Genomic DNA, 24845 nt, shown 5'->3' with positions numbered 1-24845 from the left:
TTTCAGAAATCCTTGACTGGTCAAAAATATAAGAGTCATTTTAGGGTGATTCCAATCACAAGATAATTTGTGCATTTAGCGTATGCTAGAGGAAGAAATCATAACAAGTATATGGGTTATGAAAGGATGAAATGAATATGTTGATTGAGAATCCAAATTTTGAACTACGTGCGCCACTACAACAACTTAAAGATGAGCATAAGTTGTTAAGGGCAGACATGGACCAGTTTTATGGAATTACCGAAGAAATAGAATTTGAATCTGGTCCTAAAGTGATTAAACTGTTTTCGAAATTATATGAGGAAGTTTTGGCTTTTGATGAGAAATTAAAGGCGCATTCCAAACGTGAGGAAGAAGCACTATTCCCGATGATGGACCATCATCTCGGGGAGAATGATCGCACAATCGAAACGATGGAATTCGAGCATCATAAGGCAGAACGACATTTACAGGATTTTCTTGAAGAAGTTGCTAAGGTGGGAGAAACCATTGATGAGTACGACGCGCAAATGATTACCGTTTACGTGGTCCAAGCCTACGCGACGTTAACACAACACTTCGCAAAGGAAGAAACTATGTTGTTTCCGTTGGCAGCGAAAATATTGTCTAATGAAGAAATGGGGGAGCTAGGGCGAGTGTTTCAACATCTATAAAATAGTAAAAATAACCTCCTTAGTAACGGGTTCTGTTTTGAAGTACGAAATATAAATTGTTAGTGAAATCACGGTAAAATTAGCATTAGAATTAACAAGCTAATTAGCAAATGATTGACATAGAAAATGCTCAGAGCGTATAGACTCTGAGTATTTTTCAATATATTAGATTGTTGAACTAAAGCTACCCGTTAGCCATCCATGAAGCAGAGCTTCACCACAGAAAATTAAAGTTAATTACGTTCCTTCATGGTAGTTGAATAAGACAAGATACCGCTTCTTAAGCAATCCTGCCCGATTCTGGTATATAAAGCATAAATCAATATAGTAATTATATTGTTTTTTTCATGCTAGATATCACGTTTATATTTTCTATAACCGTTTGAGGGTGAAGTTCAGGAATCATGTGTGCAATATTTGGGATAAGCTTATATACAGCATGAGGAATATCGTTCTTCAATCGCTCAGCTTGTGCAATTGTACCGAATGGGTCTTTTTCTCCAACTACAATAACGGTAGGAATCTTTATTGTCTTATATTTTGCACTTAGTTCATTCGAAGTAACAGGGAAGGCTAGGACATCCTCCCGATTTGCTTTAAAATGGCTTGGACGAAACCCTAGTGAATATAGCTCCTCAACATATTTAGCAGGAACTTGTTCGGGTGCAAATGTTGCTTTTACCATGGAATTTGCCATTCCTTTTGCTAATGGTGTTTTTAGCAGGGTATTCAAAATAATATTTCCTAGGATAGGCGTTGTGACTGCCTTAGATAAGAAATCACCATTTTCTGCTGGATAACCTTCTTTGTACATAGCCCCTGCCAACGTGACAATTCCCGCAACCTCATTTGGGAATTGTATAGCATAAGAAAGAGTCATCGTGCCACTCCATGAATGACCAACTAAAATAATTGGTTAATCAATCCCAAGTTCTTTTAATGCTCTATAAATAAGACGTGCTTGATAAATCGGGGTGACTTTAACGCCCTTGGGTCTTTCACTATATCCATATCCTGGTCTGTCAAAAGCTATTGCATGATATCCTTGCATAGCTGCTAATTGAATGACAGCATTAAAATCCCTACTAGAAAGCATCCCTCCATGAAGAAACACGACTGGTTGTCCTTTCCCTGCTGTTATATAATGCAATTTACAATTATCTATAGTAATAAATTTACCAGCTGGTGGAAAGGCTTTAAATTCAACCTGATGGTAAATGACCAGTAACCCAATCAAAACGATAAGAATTAATAATATGAGATTGACCATTATGATCCCTTCCTTCTTTTCAGCTGAATTACTTTCATTTACGAATAAATCAGTTAAAGGTTTCGGAATTTTACAAAATATTTTTTTATTCAACTAAACTGCTTAGTTTGTTTAATAAGGAATTCAACAAAAAAAGGCGGTTAATCCTTCTTAGATCAACGCACCCTCTAGTTCAATAAGAACTTGCTAATAGACTTAATGCTTTTTCAATTACATTGTTATAATCCAATCCTGTTATAGCCCATATTCCTTTCCTACTTCTAACATAAAGGGTTTTGCTCTGGTTATATTTAACCAAAATACAAGATTGCTCATTCAATACAACTTTTTCCATAGTAAATGTTCCTTCTTCTGCAACCGTGTGTGCTAATTCTGGAACATCAGGTATTAATAACCAACCTAAATTAAAAGAACCATTGCTATTTTCTATCCATTTCCAACCATAGGAGTTTTCATAAACTATGCGATTATCCCTTGTTGTATCGCAAGGAATACCGTCAAGGGAAGGGCTATGTACAGGCTGTCTTTCTAACTTTATAACTTTTACTTTTAAATTTTCGTTTTCTAGTGTACTGACTATATCATAACTCATAAATCCACGAAGATTTTGAAAAGAAAATAATTCTATTAACGATGGAACATCCCATTTATATCTTTCTTCATCTGTTGTATTTTGGTCTAATTGAGGGATTCGATAAACTCCACCAAAAGGGATTACTTGATTACCATATTTAAGAGGTTTACCTTGATGTAATAGCCACCTATCCATTGCAACAGCCGCTACCCATTTTGGTTGAAAACCTAATTCTACTGCCTTTACACTTAATTTGTATGCTAGCCACCAATCTTCTAATGCTTTACCATGTTTAAAGATAATAGCAGCATGTATAAAATCAATTGCAACCTTAGCACCACCACTATCAAGAATAAATTTAACTTCATTTCGCCTTTCTCTATCTCGTTCTAGTCTATCGTGGGGCATTGTACTAAGGTCATGTTGGTCCGCTTCGAATAATTGTTTTAGTTTCTCATTCAAATCTTGAGTCTCCCTAAAATTAATAATTACCTATAATAATCTAAACATCAACCATGGCATTCATATTCAACTATTCTGCCCCTATAGTTGAACAAGAAAAGAGCTTTACCCTTGTTGGAGTAAAGGACCCATTAGTTGAAGAATTGTTCTCACACTTCCTGATATATTTATTTATTATCCAATTTCCTTTCAAGTAACTCTACACGTTGTTTTAATGATTCTATTTCCCTTCTTAACTCTTTATCTTTAATTACTTTTGGCTTTATAGTTGTTTTATATAAATGTTTAAAACTCCAATACACTATTAAATAGCAAAAAAACAGTATTAACAACACAATGAAGATGCCAAATAAATTTTCCCACATAATTAATATTTATCTCCTCTAAAATTAATAATTTGTTACTTCTTAAACAAAACTGACCCATTAGTTAAAAAAGTAAAATCTGTTTTGCGTAGGAATCCCAGTCTGTTTTATCAGTATTTATTTCTATTGTCGGAATGATTGAGTCATTAGCCTGTCGCCTAAGTTCTTGTTGTGTATTTATTAACATTTCACCAGCCATTTTAATTTCTTCTTCAGTTTTCTCAGCCCATTTTTCTGTATCTCTACTTCTTAATCTTTTCCCCGCATTTTCTGGCGATATTGTTAGCAAAGCACATCTCGCACCCATAGCGAACAACTCTGCTTCTATTTGTTCTATTTCACCCAGTAAGGAATCGGAAAATGCTACTCTATGATTCAAATGAAACCTTTCTAAGATAAAAAATATGCCTTTGGAACGTTGCAATTGTCCAATTTCCCTTGACCAATTGCTTAATTTTTTTAGCATTAATACTCTATCTTTTAGAAGCTGCAAATGTTCTGTTTGGTTTAGTGTCCTTAATTCTCCATTAACCCTATGTAAAACTTGGGAATAATGTTCAGTAAGTATAACAACACTACGTTCAGCATCATCATCGTTAGCCTGAAGTTTTTTTATGATTTTAATACAGAAGTTTTTCCAGCATTAGAATAGCCTTCTAAGATTAACCCTCTAAATTGGTTCATTTTTGCCCCCAAATTTTTGGTTATATAATAACTAATGCAATGTAAATAATATTAGTCCTTTTTAAAGGAAACTTCACTGTTAGCATAATAACTTCAACAAAATAAGCGATAATCCTTCTAAGATCATCGCACCCGATATAATAATAACTTATTTATATTTTTCTTTATTGAGTTCTTCTTTTAGACGAAAACACTTTTCTAAATCTATATCATAAATATTTGCTAATCCAACAACATAGTACAGAACATCCTATAATTCTTCTTCAATTGTGCCTTTAATTGTACCTTGTTGATCCAATCGTCTATCCTTACGTAATACTTCAGCGAGTTCACCTACTTCTTCAATTAACTTTTGAAAGTAGGCGTTTTTTAATTCTGGCTTATAGTCCTTTTTCTTTATGTAATTCTGTAATTCTTTAATAGTTATATTTTTATCCATTATATCTCCCTCTATCTAATATACTTACATAACCATTCCTCTATTAGAGAACCGTTAACATTCACCCTTAAATTTGTTCTACTTATCATAAAGTTATGATGACCAATTTTAAGAGTGGTATCCTATTTCTATTAAGCTAATTTATGTGAGATTTCATCAATGATCCACCATAATCGGGAGCTTTACTTAAGAGAGCGTCTTTTCTCAATAATTCCTATTGTCCTATCCGATAAATTTATCACACTAACTTGCCCCAATAGTTGAATAAGCAATTCCATTAGTTATTGATTAGTATCTTAATCTCATCTACATTTTCTTCGACTAATTCATTAAGTTGCTTGTTTGCCTGTTGATTATATTTTTCAATATCATCCATTGGTTCACCTAAAACTTCTTGTATATAAGAATTTATATACACACTTATTTCAGTTGTTTTCTCAATGTATTTTTTATAATACTCTTCTGGAGCCAATCCTAGCTTTTTAGCTTGTGGTTCTGCAAACTCACGAATTGAATTTGCTGCCTCAGTATCAATATGGTCAGGTGGATAATCACCTAACGCCTCAATCGTTTCTTTCACTTCTTTGGATACATCGATGTTCATTTTTTTTGCTTCTTGTATTACTAATTTAGCTTTTATGGTCCCGTCAATCATATTAAGTATTTCTTCATCAGGATATAAAAAGCGTAATTCACCAATTGTTATCTTTTCTCCTCTTACTATTGCAGCAACATCTTCATCATTAAACTTAGGAGAATCCTCGCATCCCGCTAAGATAATAAAATAAAAAACAATGATAGAATAAAAGGGTTTATACATAAATTACACACCTCTTTTCAGAACCATAACTGACTAATAATAGTTACGAATAACCTTACACAAGTTTCATTTTTTACTAACCTGCCCCGTTCGTTCAATAAAAAAAGCGACCTTCGTTATTGAAGAATCGCACCCGTTAATTGATTAGTGGAAATAACGAAAGGTAAAAGGATTATAGTTCAATTTCCATATTTGTACTGTTATATTCTAAGAGTTCTACACTCTCCGTCATTTGAATATTTTGCGATGAACCGTTAATGGTCTGTTCAAAGTTACTTTGTAATTCTTTTTCTATCAACACTCCAGTGTCATCCACTGTTAAACTTAGCTTTATACTTTTGTAGATTATATTTTCATTATAAGATAAAGAATTTTTTAAAGAACTTATCACATTAGGATCTGCACCTTCTTGTTTCGCTTTGTCCAACTGTTCATTTGACTCAGAAATATTATTCTGCTTTACAGATGATAGGTAGGAGTCATTATAAGCAATTTCGTAAATCGTTAAATGATTTTCCTCTTTTTTCTCTACCTTTTCAATATCATCCCCATTAAGTTTTATATTCATAAATGATTGCAGGTAATCAGGGTATCCTGTTGCGTTTTCATTAAGAAATTGCCATTGGGGTTCTTCTGTTAAAACCTCATTATCATTACCGATAAACTGATTATCCTCGTTTATTTTACCAAAACGCTGGTATTGTGTTTTATCTTTTTGAATAACCTCCGTGAGCGTTTTATTATTGGCTTCTCCTAACACCATTTCTGTACGCCAGTCAACATAATCATCTTGAACGACAAAAGTTCCTTCTGTCACTTGCGTTTGTTTTTCATTTTCGTTTTCAACAACATTTACATAAGAAAAATTCCCATTTTTAAGCTGAGTAGCTTTATTACTTGCATCTTGAACTGAGGATATATGTTTACTAACAACATTATTCGAACAAGCGGTCAAGATAAAGAAAAAAACTATAAAAATACTTAGAAACACTTTCTTGTTTTTCATAAACTTCCCCATAATATTCGACATTTTTTAAACGTTTACATTTATTACTACGAATTAAAAAATATAAAGTTTCGCTTATTAAACAATCCTTCTTCGTTACTATTTTATAATTAAGAAAATCGGTAAAAGACTTGGTACCGTTTTAGCATATGAATAGTAAAGGAACACAAACTTCTGTCACCTTACTAAAGGAGGTTCGAATTAGGGTACTATTTTACTCATAATTACCTTAATTATCCCATCACACCAACAAAAAGAAGCAGTCAAATTCATATACGAATTCGACTGCTAATTAATGTGTTATTTAACTTTTTGTACCCGAAAATAGAACCCGTAACCTACTTAGTGCCTTTTTAAGGTCTAACTAAATAGGGTTTATTTAAATACTCTTCATATTTCGAATGAGCAATATTTACAAAAATGAGCAAGAAGCAGAAAGCGTTTGTTGTTGACTAGCTTTACACTTCATCTTCTCGCTTGGTGACTACTTTCTCATCGCCACATCGGTTGCATACAAAGAAAGTCGCAATATATCCCCAACCATCAGGTTTCTGTTCTGTTTCCTCATAAATGTGACCTTTAAATTTACAGTTGATTTTTGCTAAAAAACTCATTATAAAACCTCCTTCGAAAATAGGTCTTTTTTTACCTTATGCAAAAATGCTATATGCTTTGTTTTAAGTTTGTGCTACAAACATTACAGTTTTTTCGCATCCTGGCTTAAAGCTGTGTGAAAAAGTACCCAAGACCAAAAACAACACTATGACAAAATAACGAAAATTTCTTTTCTTTAAAAATTTTCTGTGAAAGTCATTGACAGAAAGGTAAATTCCGTGTAATTTAAATACAACAAATTAATTACCAATTTATTCTTATCCAGAGAGGTGGAGGGACTGGCCCTTTGAAGCCTCGGCAACAGACATATTGTACTGTGCCAATTCCAGCAAGCTTTTAGCTTGAAAGATAAGAAGAGTGTATTGAACGATTCGTGTATGCCCTCTTCTTATCAGAAGAGGGTTTTTATTTTTGAAAAAAAGTATGCCATACTGGTCAACCAGAGGCAATGAAATGATACACATCACAAGGAGGGATCACATGGCGAAGCTTGATGAATCGAAAGTGAATCATATTTTATCGACTTTGGAGAATTTGGAATTTGGATCTGTTGTGATTACTGTACACAATGGGGAAATCACGCAAATTGATGCGACGGAAAAGAAGCGTTTTTCATTGCAAAAAACGACATCACCCCAACACCAAACAACTAAAAAATAATTTGCCGATTAGACGACTAAAGGCATCTTTATTTTCAAAGCGTCCATTCATGACGTTTTGGATAAAGATGCCTTTTTTATTGGTTTTAGTCCTAATGAAAGGGGGATATTTTAGCAAACGACCTAAAATTTAATCATTAAAATGAATGAAAAATAGACAAGAAAGGATGATTAAAATGAGTGAAGTTGTAATTTTATCTGGAAGCCCTTCAGAGAATTCTAGAACGGATTTGGTTCTACAGTATGCCGGGGAGAAGCTGAAACATGAGGGGTTGTCAGTCAGCTATGTATCCGTTAGAAATATTCCTTTTGATGACATTTTTAATCTGAGGTTTGATAGTCCTTCACTGAAAGAGCTAACACTATTAATTCAAGGGGCAGAAGGTGTGATTGTAGGATCTCCAGTCTATAAAGCAGCCTATACTGGAGTTCTAAAGGCTTTACTGGATTTACTTCCCCAAGATGTGTTAGCGCAGAAAGCAGTTTTACCAATCATGACAGGTGGAAGCCCAGCACATTTACTTGCGATTGAATTTAGCCTAAAGCCTTTATTGGCTGCATTGAAGGGGCAAAGTCAACAAGGAGTTTACTTTCAAGAATGCCAAATCGATAAAACACAAGTAGCCAATCCAATCATAGACGATAATGTGTTAGCTAGATTGAAAAAAGAGCTTTATTACTTTAGTGAAACAGTAAATAAGAAAAAAGGTTTTGCTTTAAAAAATTAATGGAAAAGGAGCTAACTAGTATGACTAAGAAAAGAATGTATTTAAATGCGTTTGATATGAACTGTGTTGGACATCAATCCCCAGGATTATGGGCACATCCTGAGGATCAATCACACCGTTATAAGGATAGTGAGTATTGGATTGAACTAGCAAAGCTTTTAGAAAAGGGTAGATTCGATGCGATATTTTTAGCAGATGTATTGGGTCCTTATGATGTGTATCAAGGTTCTAGAGATGCTGCAATTCGTCAAGGTGCACAAACACCAGTTAATGACCCCTCATTAGTTGTGCCATTAATGTCAGCGGTGACAAAGCATTTAGGATTTGGGGTGACTGCATCTGTCACACATGAGCATCCCTATACATTTGCTCGCCGGATGTCTACGCTAGATCATATTACAAAAGGGCGTGTAGGTTGGAATATTGTTACCTCTTATTTAAAAAGCGCCGCTGTTAATATGGGCTTGGAAGATCAAATTAAACATGATGAGCGCTATGACATCGCCAATGAATACTTAGAAGTTTGCTATAAATTATGGGAAGGAAGCTGGGAGGATGATGCTGTATTACTAGACAAACAGAATCGGATTTTCGCAGATCCAAGTAAGGTTCACGACATTAACCATGAAGGTAAGTATTATAAGGTACCTGGTGCACATTTATGTGAGCCGTCCCCACAAAGAACGCCTGTGCTCTATCAAGCAGGAACTTCGACAAAGGGTCGAACTTTCGCTGGTAAACATGCAGAATTAATTTTTATTGGTGCACCAACGAAGAACGCAGCAAGGCATTCAGTAAAGAAACTGCGTGAAGAGGCAGCTAATGCTGGTAGAGCACCTGAGGAGATTAAAATACTTTCTTGTATTACTCCAATTGTTGGTCGAACCGAAGAAGAGGCTTTAGAAAAGTACAATGAATATCAAAAACATGTAAGTTATGAAGGAGCATTAGCTCTCCTAGGTGGCTGGACAGGGATTGATTTTTCAGAATATGGTCCGGATGAAAATCTTAAATTTGTAAAGAACGATGCGATTCAGTCAACGGTTGAAAACTTTACCAAAATTGATTCCGATAAGAAATGGACGATAGAGGAGATTAAAAAGTATACGGGAATTGGTGGCTTGGGACCTGTCACTGTTGGAAGCCCAGAACAGGTAGCAGATGATTTAGAAAGTTGGGTGGAAGATACGGGAGTAGACGGATTTAATATTGCCTATGCGATTACTCCTGGTACTTTTATAGATTTCGTAGAACACGTTGTGCCGATTTTACAAGAAAGAGGTCTTGTTCGAAAAGAATACGAAGGCGATACATTAAGAGACAGCCTATTCGGAAAAGGTAGCCAACTACCATCCCACCATCCTGGTAAACAATATAGCAAATCTCCTGCATTAGCAGCAAAGTAATCTGGTAAAAAACGATAAACCTTATATTAAAGTAATCTAGAATTTCTTTGAAAACGAACCTTTAAAAAGCCTTCGCGCTCTCCGAAGGCTTTTTTGTTGAAGATATAGAAGGAATTAATAGATTAACAGATGAAATAGTAGTTAAAAAGCTACATTTAGGGGGCGTGATTATGAGTTTTGTTGATGGGAAATATATTGAAGTTGATGCAGGAGTCGAAATATTTGTTCAAGAAGTTGGGGATGGAGAGCCGATTGTGTTTGTCCCGGGATTCACCTTCACTACTGAGGTTTTTTCAAAGCAGATTGACTATTTTTCAAAAACAAACCGGGTGATTGTAATTGATCCAAGAAGTCACGGGAGGTCGACAGTATCCATTCATGGAAATGATTATGTGACGCATGGAACTGATTTGGCATCAGTTCTCCAAGCATTGGATGTAAAAAGTGCAACTCTTGTAGGCTGGTCGTTTGGTTGTTATACAGTTTGGGAGTATGTGAAGCAAAATGGATTTGAAAATGTTAAGTCACTGGTGCTTGTAGATATGCCACCTAAAGCCTTGTCAGTCAATGATGATTGGGTCGAAGGAAAGCTAGATGATATTGCTGGCATCTACAATAGTTATTTGCGAAATTCGGGTGGACAAAGGGAGTTCATCATAAACTATATAACAGGAGTCATGGTACAAAGAGAACTTGAGAAGGAAGAATTGACGTGGCTAGTAGAGCAATCTTTAAAAACACCATACTATATCGCAGGTAATTTGTTTGCTTCAGGGATGTTTTCAGATTATCGGGAGGAAGCAAAGAAGGCTAGTAAAGCAGTTCCGACCTTAACTATTGTAGCGGAACATTGGTCTGATATTGCGGTAAGGTATACAAAAGAATTAACACCTGAAACCCAAGTGGAGGTTCTTGGAGGCCACATGATGTTTTGGGAGCATAGTGAAAAGTTCAATGAGATAGTAGTTGATTTTCTAAATGAAAAGTAGTGTTTGATTTATAGGGCTGTCAAAATAGTGGGTTGCCAAAACTATTCTGGCAGCCATTTTTATATCTATATAATCTCATTCCGAAAGGATACAGAATGGTATATTCTCAAACTTTATGTAAAAAAGCTTGTGAATCATGGTACATTAGGGGGAGGTAAACATTTCCATTTCGGGAGGGGGAGAAAGGATGAAAAAGTTTTTCAGGAATCCGGATAAGGTAACCTTAACTTCACTAATTGCTACCGTTATTGTAGTTGCTTTACTTTTCGTTCTATTAAATTTTGCAGTAACTGATTCTATCATCATCCATACAATTGGAAAAATTGCCTTTGCAGTATTTTTACCTTTTTTAATCGTAAATCCTGTATTTGGTCTTATCTATTCATTTTTCGTTAAAGGGAAAATAAAAATCTTATATATTCTGTTACATTTAGCCTGCATTTGTACCGTTTCCCTTTTTGCGTTTACTGCATTCATGTTTCGATACTTTGTTCCTTTTGCACCTTGAAAAATTTCGCGATGCCCGCCTTGTCCATAAACCTGGCGGGTATTTTAGTTAGATTTGAGAAACTTAACTTTACTGATACTAATACCGACTAAATGGTGCACAAACTGTCGGAAGGAAAGAATCAATTCCTGTTATTCTTTGAGAAGGGGAGGTCATTAAGATGGATTCAATCAAGAATATGAACGAAGCAATTGACTATATTGAAGAAAACCTTACCGGCGAGATAAATTTTCATAAAGTGGCAAAATTAGCTTTATGTTCAGAGTACCATTTTAAAAGAATGTTTTCTTTCCTCGCGGGGGTTACGTTATCAGAGTATATTCGGAGAAGACGTCTTACTCTTGCTGGATTTGAGTTGGCAAACAGCAATCTAAGAATCATCGACATTGCTATCAAATACGGATATAGTTCAGCTGATTCTTTTACCAGGGCCTTTCAAACATTACATGGTGTTAATCCGTCCGAAGCTAGGATGAATGGCAACAACTTAAAGGCTTATCCGCGAATGACCTTCCAATTATCAATTAAGGGAGGGACTGAAATGAATTACCGAATTGAGGAAAAAGAGGGGTTTAATATAGTTGGGATCATGAAAAGAGTCCCGATTGTGTTCCAAGACGAGAACCCACACATTAATAGAATGTGGAAATCCTTGAACATGGATCTGATAAGTGAACTTAAAAGTTTATCGAATGTAGAACCAGAAGGAATTATACAAGCATCTACAAACTTTTCTGAGGGACGAATGGAGGAAAAAGGGGAGCTTAATCATTATATAGGTGTTGCGACATCGAACGAGTACCCGAATAAATTTTCTGAGCTGGAAGTTCCTGCATCAACATGGGCTGTATTCGAATCAGAAGGACCGTTTCCTAGCACACTTCAGGGAACATGGGGACGTATATATGCTGAATGGTTCCCGTCATCAAACTATCAGCTAACAGAAGGACCTGAAATTCTATCCATCAAAACAAAGGATTTAACCTCACCAGCTGTGAAAAGCGAAATTTGGATTCCGGTAAGAAAGGGGAAGTAAGGTTAGGTTGTTTTTAGCGGGGCGATACTCAACAACGGGTATCGCCCTTCCTTGTTTTATTGGGCACCCGCATATTTTTCGTAAACACATTGACATATACAGTTAGACTGTATAAAATAAAACTATACAGTTTGACTATACAGTAAACCTGAATTAAGGAGTTGCTTATGAAACGTAATAAAAATATTCCACTAACAGAAACCGTTTATTACATCTTGTTGGCTTTAATGGAGCCGGCACATGGATATTTGATCCTCCAAAAAGTTGAGGAACTAAGCGATGGACATGTGAGAATGGCTGCGGGGACATTATATGGAGCCATCGATAATTTACTAAAGCTTGAGTTTATCAAGCCGGTACCAAGTGAGGATAGCAGACGGAAAGTTTATGTCATTACGGAAAAAGGGAAAGAGATGTTGCATCTTGACCTAGAAAGAATGAAGCATATCATTCGCATAACCGAAGAAGTTTTCAAAAGTGATGAAGAGGTGAGAATATGAGAAAACTAAAGTTTTTCTTGAACTTTGAAAAAGAGGAAAGCTGGTTGAAACAGATGGCGGAGAACGGTTATGAATTTGTTGGGAAGTCATTTTTTTATAAATTTCGTCGAGCAGAACCCGAAACTCTAAACATAAAAATTGATTATCGTACCTTTAAAACAAAAGCAGATTTTATCGATTATGTAACTCTTTTCGAGGATTGCGAATGGAAGCATATTGCGGGCACGAAGAGTTCTGGTACCCAATATTTTAAAAAAGTGGGCGAAAGTGCGGATGAGGATATCTTCTCGGATACTGATTCAAAAGCAATTAGATATAAAAGACTATCGAATATGTATATGACTCTTGCAATTTGTTATTTACCTATATTCACAGGACTAATCTCGTTGGATTATATTGATGCTACAGTTCTTTTTAATCCTAAGGAATTGTATTTTACACCGGGCCTATGGGAAAAAGCAGGAATGGACTTTTGGTTTGCTTTTCTCTTTGAAACACCATTTGCATTCTTCAGGGCAATAGGAGCCTTTTTCTTCCCACTTGTTGTCATTCTATTCTTTCTCTTCAGTTTCAAAGCGGAACAACATTATAAAAAAGCAGTGAAATAGAAACCACAAGGGACCACAGGGACGGTTCTTCTGGTTCGCACTAGATAGTGGTACTTTCATAGAATCTTAAAATCCCAGAGTGTAGACAAAGTCAGTGCTGACTTTGTCTACACGAATTATTAAGGATATCTAACTATTAATTCTATTCCCAGACTGTCTTGCGAACGCTTGTCAGACAAGGCGCGCAGCTGAGCGAAGACGTGAATAGAAGTTGCCTTCATGAGCGGACGAGGGAGGCAAGCAACGCAGTATGCGAGCGTTTGTCAACAGTCTGAATCCCCCTAATAGAGTTAGGGGGATTTTGTATAAAGATAACATTATATTTTGTTTTCATATGGCAATATTGTTACACGTTTAAATTTTTAACCGTTTCTCCTTCAATTAATACCGGTTGATAAAAGGTTTCTTTTGGTAAATCCTTTTTACCTTGTAATGACTTAATGATCCAATCGGCTGCATCACGTCCCATTTGTTCTTGAGGGTGTGTCAAAGTTGTGAGCTTGATATGTGCGTTTTTGGCAATGTATGAATTGTCTTGACCAATAATTGATAATTTGTCTGGTACAGAAATATCAAGTTGTCTGCATACATTTGCTACTTCCAATCCTACCTCGTCGTTATAGCAAACAATTGCTGTCAAAATATCTCTACCTTTATTTAGAAATTCCTTCAAATTTGAAGATAAGTTTGGCTTTGTCTCTGTATCATATGAAAACACTTGCTCTGGTTGAAACCGAAGTTTCTCTTCTCCGAGGGCTTTTATATAGCCCTTCATTCGATATTTACCTTGTAAATCATCTGTTTTTGAAATGAGGCCAATTTGTGTGTGACCTTTTGAAATCAATTCCTTCGTTGCTGTATAACTTGACATAACATCATCAAGACAAAGGAATGGGACTTCTAATTCTTCATAATAGGCATTGATCATAATAAATGGAACATCCTGTTCTTTGAAAGAAAGGTAGTACGCAATATTAGGATTGTAAAGATTGCTTTTTGTAGGTTCAACAATTAATCCATCCACGCCATAGGATAACATCATCTCTAGTGCTTTCTTTTCTTGCTCAACATCATTATTTGTACTAGCTAACAGTAACGAATAATTATCCTCATTCAATCTTCCTTCAATTCCACGAATGATGGAGGGGAAAATATAATCAGAAATATAAGTCGTGATTACACCAATGGTTTTCTTCTTATTGTTTCCCCCAGGTGATCTAAATTGGTTACTAACATAAGTGCCTGATCCCTTTTCACTACGTAAGTATCCCTCTTTAGATAATTCCAATATTGCCTTTCGTACCGTATGACGGCTCACATTGTATGTTTCTTGCAGAATAAATTCTGTAGGAATTTGTTCTCCAATATTGTAATCTCCTGAAAGAATTTTACTTTTAATATCTTCAATGATGACCTGATATTTTGGTTTCATGTATTTCACTACTTTCATACTTGTTCGTATTCTAATTTCACTCATTGTAATATTTGTACGCACACATCTTATCATAACTTTATGAAAAATGACAGTTTTTGTAGTTGTTTTAGAAAAATCACTCAAAAATTATAATGAATATGCTTCGGTTTTACTGAAAAATAAATAATATCCCTGAAAAATCAATCCCAAAAAATGAATATGTTTGTATAAATTATATTTTTGTTGACAAATGTACGTACAGAAAATATACTTTGATTGTAAACGCTATTAGCAAAAAGGAAGCGTATCCTTTATAGATAATGAAATCGTTGCCAGAGAGGAGATGTAACACGATGGTGAATCGAGTAGACATTAAGCAAGCCATTACCAATGGTGAGACTTCACTTGGGATTGAGTTTGGATCCACTCGGATTAAAGCTGTTTTAATTGATAACCGTTTTGAGACAATTGCATCTGGAAGTTACGAGTGGGAAAATCGTCTTGAAAATGGTTTTTGGACGTACAACTTAGTCGATATTATCACTGGTTTACAAACAGCCTATAGTGAAATGAAACAGGAAGTTGAGCGAAATTATGGAATTACCATCCGAAAAATTGGTTCTATTGGATTTTCTGCAATGATGCACGGGTATATGGCTTTTGATGAGACGGGTGAACTACTTGTACCGTTTCGGACATGGCGGAATTCAACGACAGGTGTTGCGGCCAACGAATTAACCAACCGATTTCAATTCAATATTCCTGAACGATGGAGTATAGCTCACTTATATCAAGCAATCTTAAATGAAGAGAAACACTTATCAAGAATTGATTATATAACTACGTTAGCAGGTTACATTCATTGGCTACTGACAGGGAATAAGGCGATTGGGATTGGCGATGCTTCAGGAATGTTCCCGATTGATGAAGCGAACCACGATTACAATGAAGCAATGATTAAGCAATTTGATGAGCTTATTACTGAAAAAAATATCCTTGGAAGCTAAAGGATATCTTACCTAAAATCCTCATCTCAGGTGAACAAGCAGGGCAATTAACTGATGTTGGTGCTAAAATTCTTGACCGTTCTCAAAATTTACAACCTGGTATTCCGGTTTGTCCACCTGAAGGTGATGCTGGAACAGGGATGGTTGCGACGAATAGTGTGAGAAAACGTACTGGGAATGTTTCAGTCGGAACTTCAGTATTCGCCATGATTGTATTAGAGAAAGAACTCACACGAGTATATCCGGAAATTGACTTGGTTACTACGCCAGATGGAAGTCCGGTAGCGATGGTTCATGCGAATAACTGTTCAAGTGATCTTAATGCCTGGTTAGGATTGTTCCGCGAGTTTTATGAGGCAATGGGACAAAAAGTTGATACGAATAAAATCTTTAGTGTGATGTTGAACAAAGCTTTGGAAGCGGACCCAGATGGCGGAGGATTACTAAGCTATGGTTACTTCTCTGGTGAAAATATCACTGGATTAGAAGAGGGGCGTCCGTTATTTCTTCGCTCACCTGAGAGTCGTTTCAATTTGGCCAACTTCATGCGAACCCATCTTTTTACGGCATTTGGGGCTTTGAAAATTGGAATGGACATTTTGACAAAAGAAGAGGACGTTGCGATTGATAGTATTTTAGCTCATGGGGGTTTGTTTAAAACTCCAGTTGTGGGACAAAAAGTTGTTGCAGCTGCAATGAATGCTCCCGTTTCTGTTATGGCAACCGCAGGAGAAGGCGGTGCGTGGGGAATGGCTATTCTTGCCTCTTACATGATGAATAAAACCAAAGAAGAAAGTTTAGAAGACTTCCTCGACAATAAAGTTTTTGAAGATGTTGAAGGCCAAGAAATCTATCCTGATCGTGATGACGTAAAAGGTTTTGAAATGTTTATCGAGCGGTATAAAAAAGGGTTAGTGATAGAGCAGGCTGCAGTAGATCATTTGCTTCTTGGACAAGAGTTGCGGGAGGAATTAATATGTTAGAACGATTAAAGGAAGAAGTATTTCGTGCAAACTTGGAATTACCGAAACATGGCCTTGTAAAATTCACATGGGGAAATGCTAGTGCAATCGATCATGCTAGTGGTCTATTTGTTATCAAACCAAGTGGTGTTGATTATGAAACAATGACAGCTAGTGATATGGTAGTTGTCGATTTAGATGGGAATGTTGTAGAAGGAGATTTGAACCCTTCATCAGATACAAAAACACATGCGGTATTGTATAAGCATTATCCAGAAATTGGTGGGATTGTTCATACACATTCTACCTGGGCGACTATTTGGGCTCAAGCAGGCCTAGATCTCCCAGCTATGGGGACCACTCATGCAGATACTTTTTATGGCTCGATTCCCTGTGCACGTTTTTTAACACAAGAGGAGATAGACCGTGGTTATGAAGCAGAAACAGGTCAGGTTATTATTGAAACATTTGAAGAGCGTGGGTTGGATGTTTTAGCGGTGCCAGGTGTTTTGCTACATGGGCACGGACCATTTACATGGGGGAAAGATGTAAAATCTGCAGTAATTAATAGTGTAGTGTTAGATGAAGTTGCGAAAATGAACTTGTTTACAAGGGAACTAAATCATTTCGCTGTTGAACTTCCACAACGTATCTTAGATAAACACTATTTGCGAAAACATGGGAAAAATGCATACTACGGACAAAAATAATAGTAAAATACGAATCTAAGAAAAGAGGATGAAACGATGTCAACAATGGGGAAAAAAGAATTCTGGTTTGTCGTTGGTTCACAACATTTATATGGGGAAGAAGCATTAGCAGAAGTTAAAGCGCATGCACAAGAAATGACTGATGCATTAAATGAAAGTGGTGTGTTACCTTATCCACTTGTTTTACAAGACTTAGCGGTAAGTGCAGATAAAATCACTACTCTTATGAAAGAAGTTAATTATCGTGATGAAGTTGCAGGTGTCATCACGTGGATGCATACATTCTCCCCAGCAAAAATGTGGATCCGCGGCACGAAATTATTACAAAAGCCATTATTACATTTGGCTACACAATATAATGAAAGCATTCCTTGGTCAACCATCGATATGGACTTTATGAATTTAAATCAAGCTGCTCATGGTGACCGAGAATACGGCTTTATCAATGCTCGTTTGAAAAAGCAAAATAAAGTGGTTGTTGGTTATTGGCAACGTCCTGAAGTACAAAAACAAATTGCAGATTGGATGGACGTAGCGGTTGCTTATAATGAAAGCTTCAATATTAAAGTTGCACGCTTCGGTGATAACATGCGGAATGTTGCAGTTACGGATGGAGATAAGATTGAAGCGCAAATTCAATTAGGGTGGACAGTTGACTATTTTGGTATTGGAGATTTAGTTCAATATGTGAATGCTGTTACGGATGAAGAAATTAATGCATTGTTTGCAGAATATGAAGAGCTTTATGAATTTGATTATGGCACTTACAGTAAAGAAGAATGGGAAGCTAGTGTAAAAGTACAAGCAAGCTATGAAATTGCGATTAAGCGTTTCCTTGATGAGGGTGGGTACAATGCCTTCACATCAAACTTTGAAGATTTGCATGGTATGAAACAGCTTCCTGGTTTAGCAGTTCAACGTTTGATGGCACAAGGATATGGTTTTGCTGGTGAAGGAGATTGGAAGACGGCAGCACTGGATCGTTTACTAAAAGTGATGAGCCATAACCAATCAACTGGATTTATGGAAGATTACACGTATGAATTAGCAGCCGGTCAAGAATCTATTCTTCAGTCACATATGCTCGAAGTAGACCCAACCCTAGCAAGCAACAAACCTAAAATTATCGTATCTCCATTAGGTATTGGTGATCGTGAGGATCCTGCACGTTTAGTATTTGACGGAAAAGCAGGAGATGGTGTTGTTGTATCTATGGCTGACTTCGGTACTCATTATAAACTATTAATCAACGAAGTTTCTGCTTTTGAACCAACTGTTCCAGCACCTAATCTTCCGGTAGCACGTGTACTTTGGGAGGTTAAACCGAACTTCCAAGATGGGGTTAAAGCTTGGATAGAAAATGGTGGCGGTCACCATACAGTTGTGTCATTGAATCTAACTACTGATCAAATCGAAACTTATGCAAAACTTGTAGATTTGGAATACGTAGTGATTAAGTAATCTGCTTACTCTCCAAAGGAGGTTCTGCCTCCTTGGAGGTAAAAGTAGGAAATTTTATAGTAACTATTAAACAACATAGTATACTAGTATATAGTAATATATGAAAACACTTTCAACTATCTTGAAAAGGCTAACAATACTTTTTTGACAATAATTAAACACAATAATTCTAACATCTTGAGGTGAACATAATGGGTAATGAAAAGAAAGTCTCAAGCGGTTTCATTTATTTTTTCGGGGCTTTTGGTGGGATTTTGTTTGGATATGATATCGGGGTTATGACGGGAGCTTTACCTTTTCTGCAACAAGATTGGGGTCTTGAAAGCGCTGCAGTTATTGGTTGGATAACCTCTTCAATCATGTTTGGTGCTATTTTCGGAGGCGCGATGGCTGGACAGCTTTCGGATAAATTAGGAAGACGGAAGATGATACTACTATCTGCTATCATTTTTGCAATAGGGTCTATTTTATCAGGAATATCTCCACATAATGGAAATATATTCTTGATTATTGTTCGAGTTTTCTTAGGGATGGCTGTTGGTGCGGCTTCTGCATTGGTTCCTGCCTATATGTCTGAAATGGCTCCTGCCCGTTTGCGCGGACGCTTGTCAGGTATAAATCAAACAATGATTGTTTCTGGGATGCTACTATCGTACATTGTCGATTATTTATTAAGTGATCTGTCTGTAACCATGGCTTGGCGTTTGATGCTTACAATGGCAGCGGTACCAGCTTTGATTTTATTTATTGGAGTATTAAAGTTACCTGAATCACCACGATTTTTAATAAAGAATAATAGACTTGATGAAGCACGTAAAGTTTTAAGCTACATTCGTCCTAAAAATCAAATCGATACTGAAGTTAAACAGATTCAAGATACGATTAAAGCGGAAAAAATGGCGGGTCAAAGTGTATCTTGGGGTTCTCTACTAAATAGTAAATATCGATATTTAGTCATTGCCGGAGTAGGTGTTGCCGCTTTCCAACAATTCCAAGGAGCTAACGCAATTTTTTATTACATTCCTTTAATCGTTGAAAAAGCAACAGGTAATGCAGCTAGTTCAGCATTGATGTGGCCGATTATTCAGGGAATTATTTTAGTTATAGGTTCTTTAGTATTCCTACTGATTGCTGATAAATTTAATCGCCGTACCTTATTAACGTTAGGTGGAACGGTGATGGGGCTATCCTTTATTTTGCCAGCAATTTTGAATCTAATCATTCCAAATGCAAGTCCAATGATGATTGTTGTATTTTTAAGTATCTATGTTGCATTTTATTCATTTACATGGGCTCCTTTAACCTGGGTTATTGTGGGAGAAATATTCCCATTGATGATTCGTGGACGGGCGTCAGGGTTGGCATCATCCTTTAACTGGATAGGTTCCTTCTTAGTTGGATTACTGTTCCCAATTATGACGGCATCCATGTCCCAAGAAGCTGTTTTTGCTATCTTCGGTGCTATATGTTTACTCGGTGTTTTATTTATCCGGACACGTGTTCCTGAAACTCGAGGTCATACATTAGAAGAAATTGAAAAAATCGGAGAAAATAATAGAAAAAGTGCGTAAGACAGTTAATGTTTAAATGGAAGATAAAATCCTATATACAATTACAAATAATAAACGTAAGGAACGAATTCAAGTGGAATTCGTTCCTTTTTCTTTAGGGACCCAAATAGGCTATAATTTGATGGTGAAAAGTCCATGATAGGTTTGCAATAGGCTACCGCACAGATGATTCTACACTAATTTTTTCCTACTAATTGAAATGCCAAATGTGACTTTTATAACATATGATAATATAAGATTGTTGTAGAAATCGTAATCCTTTGTTTTTCAAAAGAACTCCAAATAAATGTGCTCACTCAAAAGGTAGTAAAAAACAATACACATGCATAATTAATGAAATTTGAAGAAAATGTGTATATTATGGGGATGACTTTATTAAATTAGTGCCGATAATGTGTCAAAATACACACCAAGCAACTCGCACATGTGTTATTCTTACTATATATATTACTGTTGGAGGTTTTTAGAAAATGCAACGAACTATAGATAATGAAAAAAATCCGAAAAAGCCTGTTCCCACAACATTTTCAAGAACAAATCCATTTCAAGCAAAAGTTCTTAAGAACATTAACTTAAATGGGGAAGGTTCTAGCAAGGAAACCAGACATATTGAATTATCTTTAGAGGGTTCCGGCTTTACTTATATTCCTGGTGATACACTTGGAATTGCTCCTTCCAATGATCCAGAGTTAGTCGCAGCCATTCTTGAGGAAATGAAATGGGATGCAGATGAGGTTGTAACAGTTGGTCGTCAAGGTGAATCAATGCCACTAAAAGAAGCATTGCTTACGTACCTTGATGTTACATTACTTTCAAGGAAAATTTTACAAGGCGCAGCCGCATTCTCAGAAAACGAAGAGTTACAAAAATTAATAGAAGATGCAGCAGCAGCCAAAGAATATTGTGATGGTCGTGATCTACTTGATATGATACGTGATTTTGGCCCGTGGAAATGTTCTGCCCAAGATATCGTTTCTTTATTACGAAAAATGATTCCACGACTTTACTCCATTGCAAGTAGCTTAGCAGCTCACCCAGATGAGGTTCATCTTACAATTGGTGCTGTACGTTATACAGCGCACGGCCGTGAACGTAAAGGTGTTTGCTCTGTTCAATGTGCGGAACGAGTTCAAGAAGGAGATACACTTCCAGTCTTCGTTCAAATAAATAAACACTTCCATTTACCAGAAACTCTTGATAAAGATGTGATTATGGTTGGTCCTGGAACAGGAATTGCACCATTCCGTTCATTTATTGAAGAGCTTGCTATCCAAAAAGCAACAGGTCGCTCTTGGTTATTCTTTGGAGACCAGCATGAAGCTACTGACTACTTGTATAGAGATGAGTTGGAAAAATATCAACAAGACGGAGTCCTAACCAAGATAGATGTTGCGTTCTCACGTGACTCAGATAAAAAAGTATATGTACAGCATAAAATGCTAGACCACAGCAAAGAATTATTTGAGTGGATTGAAAACGGTGCGTATTTCTATGTATGTGGAGATAAAGACCATATGGCTAAAGATGTGAACGATGCCCTCCTTACCATTATTGAAAAAGAGGGCGGAATGGACCGAGAAGCTGCCGAAGCTTATTTAAAAGATATGAAAACACAAGGACGTTATCTACGTGACGTATATTAATTTAGATTATAAATAACCCTTCACTAAGAGGGGTTATTTTTTCTTTTACAAAAGTGATGCGGGAAATAAACATGTCGCCTACTTCACTTCTCTTTTGGAAAATTCCAAGACTTTCTACATTGGAAATTATTTTTGTGAAGATAAGTTATTGTCAAAATAAAAGTCAAAATGCCCATTGACTAAATAATTTAAAATGTTTATTATTTTTCATATAGTTAAATAATGTGATTCTTCTTATCAGGAGAGGTGGAGGGACTGACCCAACGAAGCCTCGGCAACCAGCATGTGAATGCCCGGTGCCAATTTCAGAGGAAGGTAATACTATTCCAAAGATGAGAAGGTGGATGTATGCTAACTCTGTATATTCTACCCCTTCTGTCTTTTAACAGAAGGGGTTTTTGTTTTAGCCAAGAATTTCAAAATAGGGGATCTTCTCATGGGGACATAGGTACCAACTCTCCATTGCTATTTTAAAAGTAGAGATAATTTTATTAATATATCAATTTTTCTAAAAAATATATTGACTTTGAAAATTGTGTGGTTTATAATCCTTTATGTAGTTGAAGGATTAACGCGTTGATGCGATATTTAAATATAGTTTTTCTTATCCAGAGTGACGGAGGGAACAGGCCCGAAGAAGTCCGGCAACCTTCAAGTGAAAGCTTGAAAAGGTGCTAAATCCTGCAGGTGCAGTACACCTGAAAGATAAGATGAGGCCCCCCTCTTCTTATGATGAGGGGGGTTTTTCTTTACATATATAAGTAACAATTAATCCTAGGAATCTTATAAAAATTTGGAGGGTAAAACAATGACAAAACAATATGAAACTTACGATGATGAAACACTACTTTTACATGGAGGCCAATCCCCAGATCCAACAACTGGTTCACGTGCAGTGCCAATTTATCAAACAAGTTCATTCGTATTTCACAATACGGACCATGCTCAAAGTCTTTTTAGTCTTGATGAGTCAGGTAATATTTATTCTAGAATAGGTAACCCGACCGTTGATGTACTTGAGAAACGGATTGCACTATTGGAAGATGGTGTCGCGGCTGTAGCAACATCTTCAGGTATGGCTGCAATTGCTCTTTCCATCATGAACATTGCACAAGCGGGAGATGAAATCGTAGCAGCAGCAAATTTATATGGTGGTACTTACAATCTATTTGCTGTGACACTTCCAAAGTACGGAATTAATGTCCATTTCGTTGATCCAACTGACCCTGAAAACTTTAGAAAAGCGATTACGCCAAAAACGAAGGCTGTTTATGCAGAAACGATTGGAAATCCGAGCTTGCATGTATTAGATATTGAAGCAGTATCAGAGATTGCACACGAAAATGGAGTACCACTTATTATTGACAATACTTTTGCTTCTCCATATCTTTGTAAACCAATCCAATGGGGAGCAGATATTGTTATCCACTCTGCAACAAAGTGGATTGGAGGACATGGGACAACGATAGGTGGAGTAGTAGTTGACGGTGGCCGTTTTAATTGGAACAGTGAGAAGTTTCCAGGTTTTACTGAGCCTGATACAAGTTATAACGGAATAATCTATGCGAATGAATTCGGAACTTTAGCATTCAGTACAAAACTTAGAGTTCAGCTCTTAAGAGACTTTGGTTCATCTTTAAGTCCACACAGTGCATTCCTATTAATTCAAGGTCTAGAAACACTACACCTACGCATCGAAAAACATAATGAAAATGCATTACGTGTTGCAAACTTCCTAAAAGATCATCCTTCAGTTGAATGGGTATCCTACCCTGGACTTGAAGAGCATCCAGCCTACGAACTTGCGAAGAAATATTTGCGAACTGGTTTTGGTTCCATCGTTAATTTTGGAATTAAAGGTGGCAGAGAAACTGGTAAAAAGGTAATTGATAATATCGCATTATGGTCTCATGTAGCAAATGTCGGAGATGCCAAATCACTTATTATTCATCCAGCGTCAACAACCCATCAGCAATTGAGTGCAGAGGAGTTAGTGAGAGCTGGGGTAAGTGAAGAATTAATCCGTTTATCGGTTGGAATTGAATCGTACCGAGATTTAGTAAATGATTTAGACCAGGCTTTTTATGCCGCGACAGGCATTTCATCAAAAGGTGAGCAAAAAGGTGATACAGCGGTTAATGATGAAGGAGTAATCCGTTGGGCACTACAATCAACTTTTATTCGTGAAATAGTGGATGGAAAAGAAGTTCAGCGTCCAAAAACAATTGCTGTCGTTGGACTTAGCGGTAATCCAGCTCGTCCGAGTTACAGGCTCGCACGGAAAATGCAGCGTCTCGGTTATAAAATTATACCGGTTAATCCAAGGGAAACAGAAGTACTTGGTGAACAGGCTTATCCTGATTTAACTTCTATCCCGTTTAAGGTGGATATCGTTCAAGTATTCCGTAGTCCCGAAGCAGCCATTGGTGTAGCAGCAGAAGCAGCAAAAATCCAGCCAAAAGTTTTCTGGCTACAAGAAGGCGTTATCTCTCCAAGAGCAGTTGAGGTTGCTAAAGAAGCAGGACTAGAGGTTGTTCAAAACAGATGTACGTATAAGGAAGCACAGCGTCTCAGAGGTGCAATTGTTACTTACGCCTGCGAAATCTAAACATATTGCGGACGAAAATTTAAGCTGAAACAGGAAACGAACTACTGCAAATAGTAGAGAATACGAGAAAAAGATATGTAAGTACAGAAAGCTGATGACAGAGTTAATTATTAATAACTAAGGGATGGGTGCAGCGAGAATCCTTCT

21 protein-coding genes, 2 pseudogenes and 3 riboswitches are annotated in these 24845 nt (G+C 36.5%); of the genes and pseudogenes, 15 read left to right on the top strand and 8 right to left on the bottom strand.

All coding sequences use genetic code 11. The features are described 5' to 3' along the window. Positions 1-137 precede the first annotated feature (137 nt). The gene (locus BTHG_RS15465; RefSeq protein ID WP_010677642.1) at positions 138-653 is read left to right on the top strand and encodes a hemerythrin domain-containing protein; all 516 of its coding nucleotides are present in this window, start codon (positions 138-140) and stop codon (positions 651-653) included. A 331-nt stretch (positions 654-984) separates the two neighbouring features. Here the strand turns inward: BTHG_RS15465 and BTHG_RS25125 are convergent. The 7 genes and pseudogenes from BTHG_RS25125 to BTHG_RS26850 all read right to left on the bottom strand — a co-directional run bounded on the left by BTHG_RS25125 (position 985) and on the right by BTHG_RS26850 (position 6887). Further along, positions 985-1923 (bottom strand): annotated as a pseudogene (locus tag BTHG_RS25125) (alpha/beta fold hydrolase). A 172-nt stretch (positions 1924-2095) separates the two neighbouring features. Continuing rightward, the gene (locus BTHG_RS25910) at positions 2096-2959 is read right to left on the bottom strand and encodes a hypothetical protein (RefSeq protein ID WP_010677639.1); all 864 of its coding nucleotides are present in this window, start codon (positions 2957-2959) and stop codon (positions 2096-2098) included. A 429-nt stretch (positions 2960-3388) separates the two neighbouring features. Beyond that, positions 3389-3790, bottom strand: coding sequence for a hypothetical protein (locus BTHG_RS27455; protein ID WP_010677637.1), 402 nt, complete (start codon positions 3788-3790; stop codon positions 3389-3391). Positions 3791-4258: 468 nt separating this feature from the next. Continuing rightward, the gene (locus BTHG_RS27450; RefSeq protein ID WP_010677636.1) at positions 4259-4447 is read right to left on the bottom strand and encodes a nucleoside triphosphate pyrophosphohydrolase family protein; all 189 of its coding nucleotides are present in this window, start codon (positions 4445-4447) and stop codon (positions 4259-4261) included. Positions 4448-4724: 277 nt separating this feature from the next. Then, positions 4725-5267, bottom strand: coding sequence for a SurA N-terminal domain-containing protein (locus BTHG_RS15435; RefSeq protein ID WP_010677635.1), 543 nt, complete (start codon positions 5265-5267; stop codon positions 4725-4727). A 172-nt stretch (positions 5268-5439) separates the two neighbouring features. Then, positions 5440-6273 (bottom strand): hypothetical protein, encoded by an 834-nt coding sequence (locus BTHG_RS15430; RefSeq protein ID WP_010677634.1) that lies wholly within the window; start codon positions 6271-6273, stop codon positions 5440-5442. Between the two features lie 458 nt (positions 6274-6731). Next, positions 6732-6887: a hypothetical protein gene (locus tag BTHG_RS26850; protein ID WP_010677633.1), complete on the bottom strand. Its 156-nt coding sequence runs from the start codon at positions 6885-6887 to the stop codon at positions 6732-6734. A gap of 255 nt (positions 6888-7142) precedes the next feature. After that, positions 7143-7243, top strand: a riboswitch (SAM riboswitch). Positions 7244-7368: 125 nt separating this feature from the next. Here BTHG_RS26850 and BTHG_RS15420 point away from each other — a divergent pair. From BTHG_RS15420 to BTHG_RS15385, 8 genes are all read left to right on the top strand, one after another. Beyond that, entirely contained in the window at positions 7369-7548 is a 180-nt protein-coding gene (locus BTHG_RS15420; protein WP_010677632.1) for a YezD family protein, read from the top strand. A gap of 175 nt (positions 7549-7723) precedes the next feature. Further along, positions 7724-8275: an NADPH-dependent FMN reductase gene (gene ssuE / locus BTHG_RS15415; RefSeq protein WP_010677631.1), complete on the top strand. Its 552-nt coding sequence runs from the start codon at positions 7724-7726 to the stop codon at positions 8273-8275. A gap of 20 nt (positions 8276-8295) precedes the next feature. Next, a complete protein-coding gene (locus tag BTHG_RS15410) occupies positions 8296-9681 on the top strand; it encodes an LLM class flavin-dependent oxidoreductase (RefSeq protein ID WP_010677630.1) in 1386 nt (461 codons plus the stop codon). Between the two features lie 170 nt (positions 9682-9851). Next, positions 9852-10670, top strand: coding sequence for an alpha/beta fold hydrolase (locus BTHG_RS15405; protein WP_010677629.1), 819 nt, complete (start codon positions 9852-9854; stop codon positions 10668-10670). Positions 10671-10857: 187 nt separating this feature from the next. Continuing rightward, positions 10858-11178, top strand: a complete 321-nt coding sequence (locus tag BTHG_RS15400; RefSeq protein WP_010677628.1) for a hypothetical protein — start codon at positions 10858-10860, stop codon at positions 11176-11178. Between the two features lie 160 nt (positions 11179-11338). After that, positions 11339-12214: an AraC family transcriptional regulator gene (locus BTHG_RS15395; protein WP_010677627.1), complete on the top strand. Its 876-nt coding sequence runs from the start codon at positions 11339-11341 to the stop codon at positions 12212-12214. 167 nt (positions 12215-12381) lie between these two features. Then, complete coding sequence (locus BTHG_RS15390) at positions 12382-12714, top strand: PadR family transcriptional regulator (RefSeq protein ID WP_010677626.1); 333 nt, start codon at positions 12382-12384, stop codon at positions 12712-12714. Next, positions 12711-13322 carry a DUF2812 domain-containing protein gene (locus tag BTHG_RS15385; protein WP_010677625.1) on the top strand — a complete coding sequence of 204 codons (612 nt, stop codon included), beginning with the start codon at positions 12711-12713 and terminating at the stop codon, positions 13320-13322. The genes BTHG_RS15390 and BTHG_RS15385 overlap by 4 nt, the downstream gene beginning before the upstream one ends. Before the next feature lie 346 nt (positions 13323-13668). On the opposite strand, the gene BTHG_RS15380 is transcribed toward BTHG_RS15385, so the two are convergent. Further along, a complete protein-coding gene (locus tag BTHG_RS15380; protein WP_010677624.1) occupies positions 13669-14754 on the bottom strand; it encodes a GntR family transcriptional regulator in 1086 nt (361 codons plus the stop codon). Between the two features lie 335 nt (positions 14755-15089). Between BTHG_RS15380 and BTHG_RS25105 the strand changes: the two are divergent. The 6 genes and pseudogenes from BTHG_RS25105 to BTHG_RS15350 all read left to right on the top strand — a co-directional run bounded on the left by BTHG_RS25105 (position 15090) and on the right by BTHG_RS15350 (position 24698). Next, positions 15090-16726 (top strand): annotated as a pseudogene (locus tag BTHG_RS25105) (xylulokinase). After that, entirely contained in the window at positions 16720-17415 is a 696-nt protein-coding gene (locus tag BTHG_RS15370) for an L-ribulose-5-phosphate 4-epimerase (protein ID WP_010677623.1), read from the top strand. Before BTHG_RS25105 ends, BTHG_RS15370 begins: the two are co-directional and overlap by 7 nt. Positions 17416-17451: 36 nt before the next feature. Beyond that, positions 17452-18876 carry an L-arabinose isomerase gene (araA, locus tag BTHG_RS15365; RefSeq protein WP_010677622.1) on the top strand — a complete coding sequence of 475 codons (1425 nt, stop codon included), beginning with the start codon at positions 17452-17454 and terminating at the stop codon, positions 18874-18876. 191 nt (positions 18877-19067) lie between these two features. Then, positions 19068-20447 carry a sugar porter family MFS transporter gene (locus BTHG_RS15360; protein WP_010677621.1) on the top strand — a complete coding sequence of 460 codons (1380 nt, stop codon included), beginning with the start codon at positions 19068-19070 and terminating at the stop codon, positions 20445-20447. Positions 20448-20917: 470 nt separating this feature from the next. Then, the gene (locus tag BTHG_RS25100) at positions 20918-22090 is read left to right on the top strand and encodes a diflavin oxidoreductase (protein ID WP_010677620.1); all 1173 of its coding nucleotides are present in this window, start codon (positions 20918-20920) and stop codon (positions 22088-22090) included. 231 nt (positions 22091-22321) lie between these two features. Beyond that, a riboswitch (SAM riboswitch) is annotated at positions 22322-22429 on the top strand. A 262-nt stretch (positions 22430-22691) separates the two neighbouring features. After that, positions 22692-22802, top strand: a riboswitch (SAM riboswitch). A gap of 96 nt (positions 22803-22898) precedes the next feature. Next, entirely contained in the window at positions 22899-24698 is a 1800-nt protein-coding gene (locus tag BTHG_RS15350; RefSeq protein ID WP_010677619.1) for a PLP-dependent aspartate aminotransferase family protein, read from the top strand. The last annotated feature ends 147 nt before the right edge of the window (positions 24699-24845 follow it).

This window comes from Bacillus timonensis, assembly GCF_000285535.1.
GTDB lineage: Bacteria > Bacillota > Bacilli > Bacillales > Bacillaceae_L > Ferdinandcohnia > Ferdinandcohnia timonensis.
The sequence above is the reverse complement of the archived record's forward strand: the minus strand, read 5'-3'. Positions and strand labels throughout refer to the sequence as shown.

Bases quoted from the DNA above. Each gene is read 5' to 3' on its own strand.
- BTHG_RS15430 (WP_010677634.1), bottom strand. From the start codon at position 6,273: ATGAAAAACAAGAAAGTGTTTCTAAGTATTTTTATAGTTTTTTTCTTT.
- BTHG_RS27455 (WP_010677637.1), bottom strand. From the start codon at position 3,790: ATGCTAAAAAAATTAAGCAATTGGTCAAGGGAAATTGGACAATTGCAA.
- BTHG_RS15370 (WP_010677623.1), top strand. From the start codon at position 16,720: ATGTTAGAACGATTAAAGGAAGAAGTATTTCGTGCAAACTTGGAATTA.
- BTHG_RS15435 (WP_010677635.1), bottom strand. From the start codon at position 5,267: ATGTATAAACCCTTTTATTCTATCATTGTTTTTTATTTTATTATCTTA.
- BTHG_RS15350 (WP_010677619.1), top strand. From the start codon at position 22,899: ATGACAAAACAATATGAAACTTACGATGATGAAACACTACTTTTACAT.
- BTHG_RS15385 (WP_010677625.1), top strand. From the start codon at position 12,711: ATGAGAAAACTAAAGTTTTTCTTGAACTTTGAAAAAGAGGAAAGCTGG.
- BTHG_RS27450 (WP_010677636.1), bottom strand. From the start codon at position 4,447: ATGGATAAAAATATAACTATTAAAGAATTACAGAATTACATAAAGAAA.
- ssuE (WP_010677631.1), top strand. From the start codon at position 7,724: ATGAGTGAAGTTGTAATTTTATCTGGAAGCCCTTCAGAGAATTCTAGA.
- BTHG_RS15420 (WP_010677632.1), top strand. From the start codon at position 7,369: ATGGCGAAGCTTGATGAATCGAAAGTGAATCATATTTTATCGACTTTG.
- BTHG_RS15400 (WP_010677628.1), top strand. From the start codon at position 10,858: ATGAAAAAGTTTTTCAGGAATCCGGATAAGGTAACCTTAACTTCACTA.
- BTHG_RS15380 (WP_010677624.1), bottom strand. From the start codon at position 14,754: ATGAAACCAAAATATCAGGTCATCATTGAAGATATTAAAAGTAAAATT.
- BTHG_RS15465 (WP_010677642.1), top strand. From the start codon at position 138: ATGTTGATTGAGAATCCAAATTTTGAACTACGTGCGCCACTACAACAA.
- BTHG_RS15390 (WP_010677626.1), top strand. From the start codon at position 12,382: ATGAAACGTAATAAAAATATTCCACTAACAGAAACCGTTTATTACATC.
- BTHG_RS15410 (WP_010677630.1), top strand. From the start codon at position 8,296: ATGACTAAGAAAAGAATGTATTTAAATGCGTTTGATATGAACTGTGTT.
- araA (WP_010677622.1), top strand. From the start codon at position 17,452: ATGTCAACAATGGGGAAAAAAGAATTCTGGTTTGTCGTTGGTTCACAA.
- BTHG_RS15395 (WP_010677627.1), top strand. From the start codon at position 11,339: ATGGATTCAATCAAGAATATGAACGAAGCAATTGACTATATTGAAGAA.
- BTHG_RS26850 (WP_010677633.1), bottom strand. From the start codon at position 6,887: ATGAGTTTTTTAGCAAAAATCAACTGTAAATTTAAAGGTCACATTTAT.
- BTHG_RS15405 (WP_010677629.1), top strand. From the start codon at position 9,852: ATGAGTTTTGTTGATGGGAAATATATTGAAGTTGATGCAGGAGTCGAA.
- BTHG_RS25100 (WP_010677620.1), top strand. From the start codon at position 20,918: ATGCAACGAACTATAGATAATGAAAAAAATCCGAAAAAGCCTGTTCCC.
- BTHG_RS15360 (WP_010677621.1), top strand. From the start codon at position 19,068: ATGGGTAATGAAAAGAAAGTCTCAAGCGGTTTCATTTATTTTTTCGGG.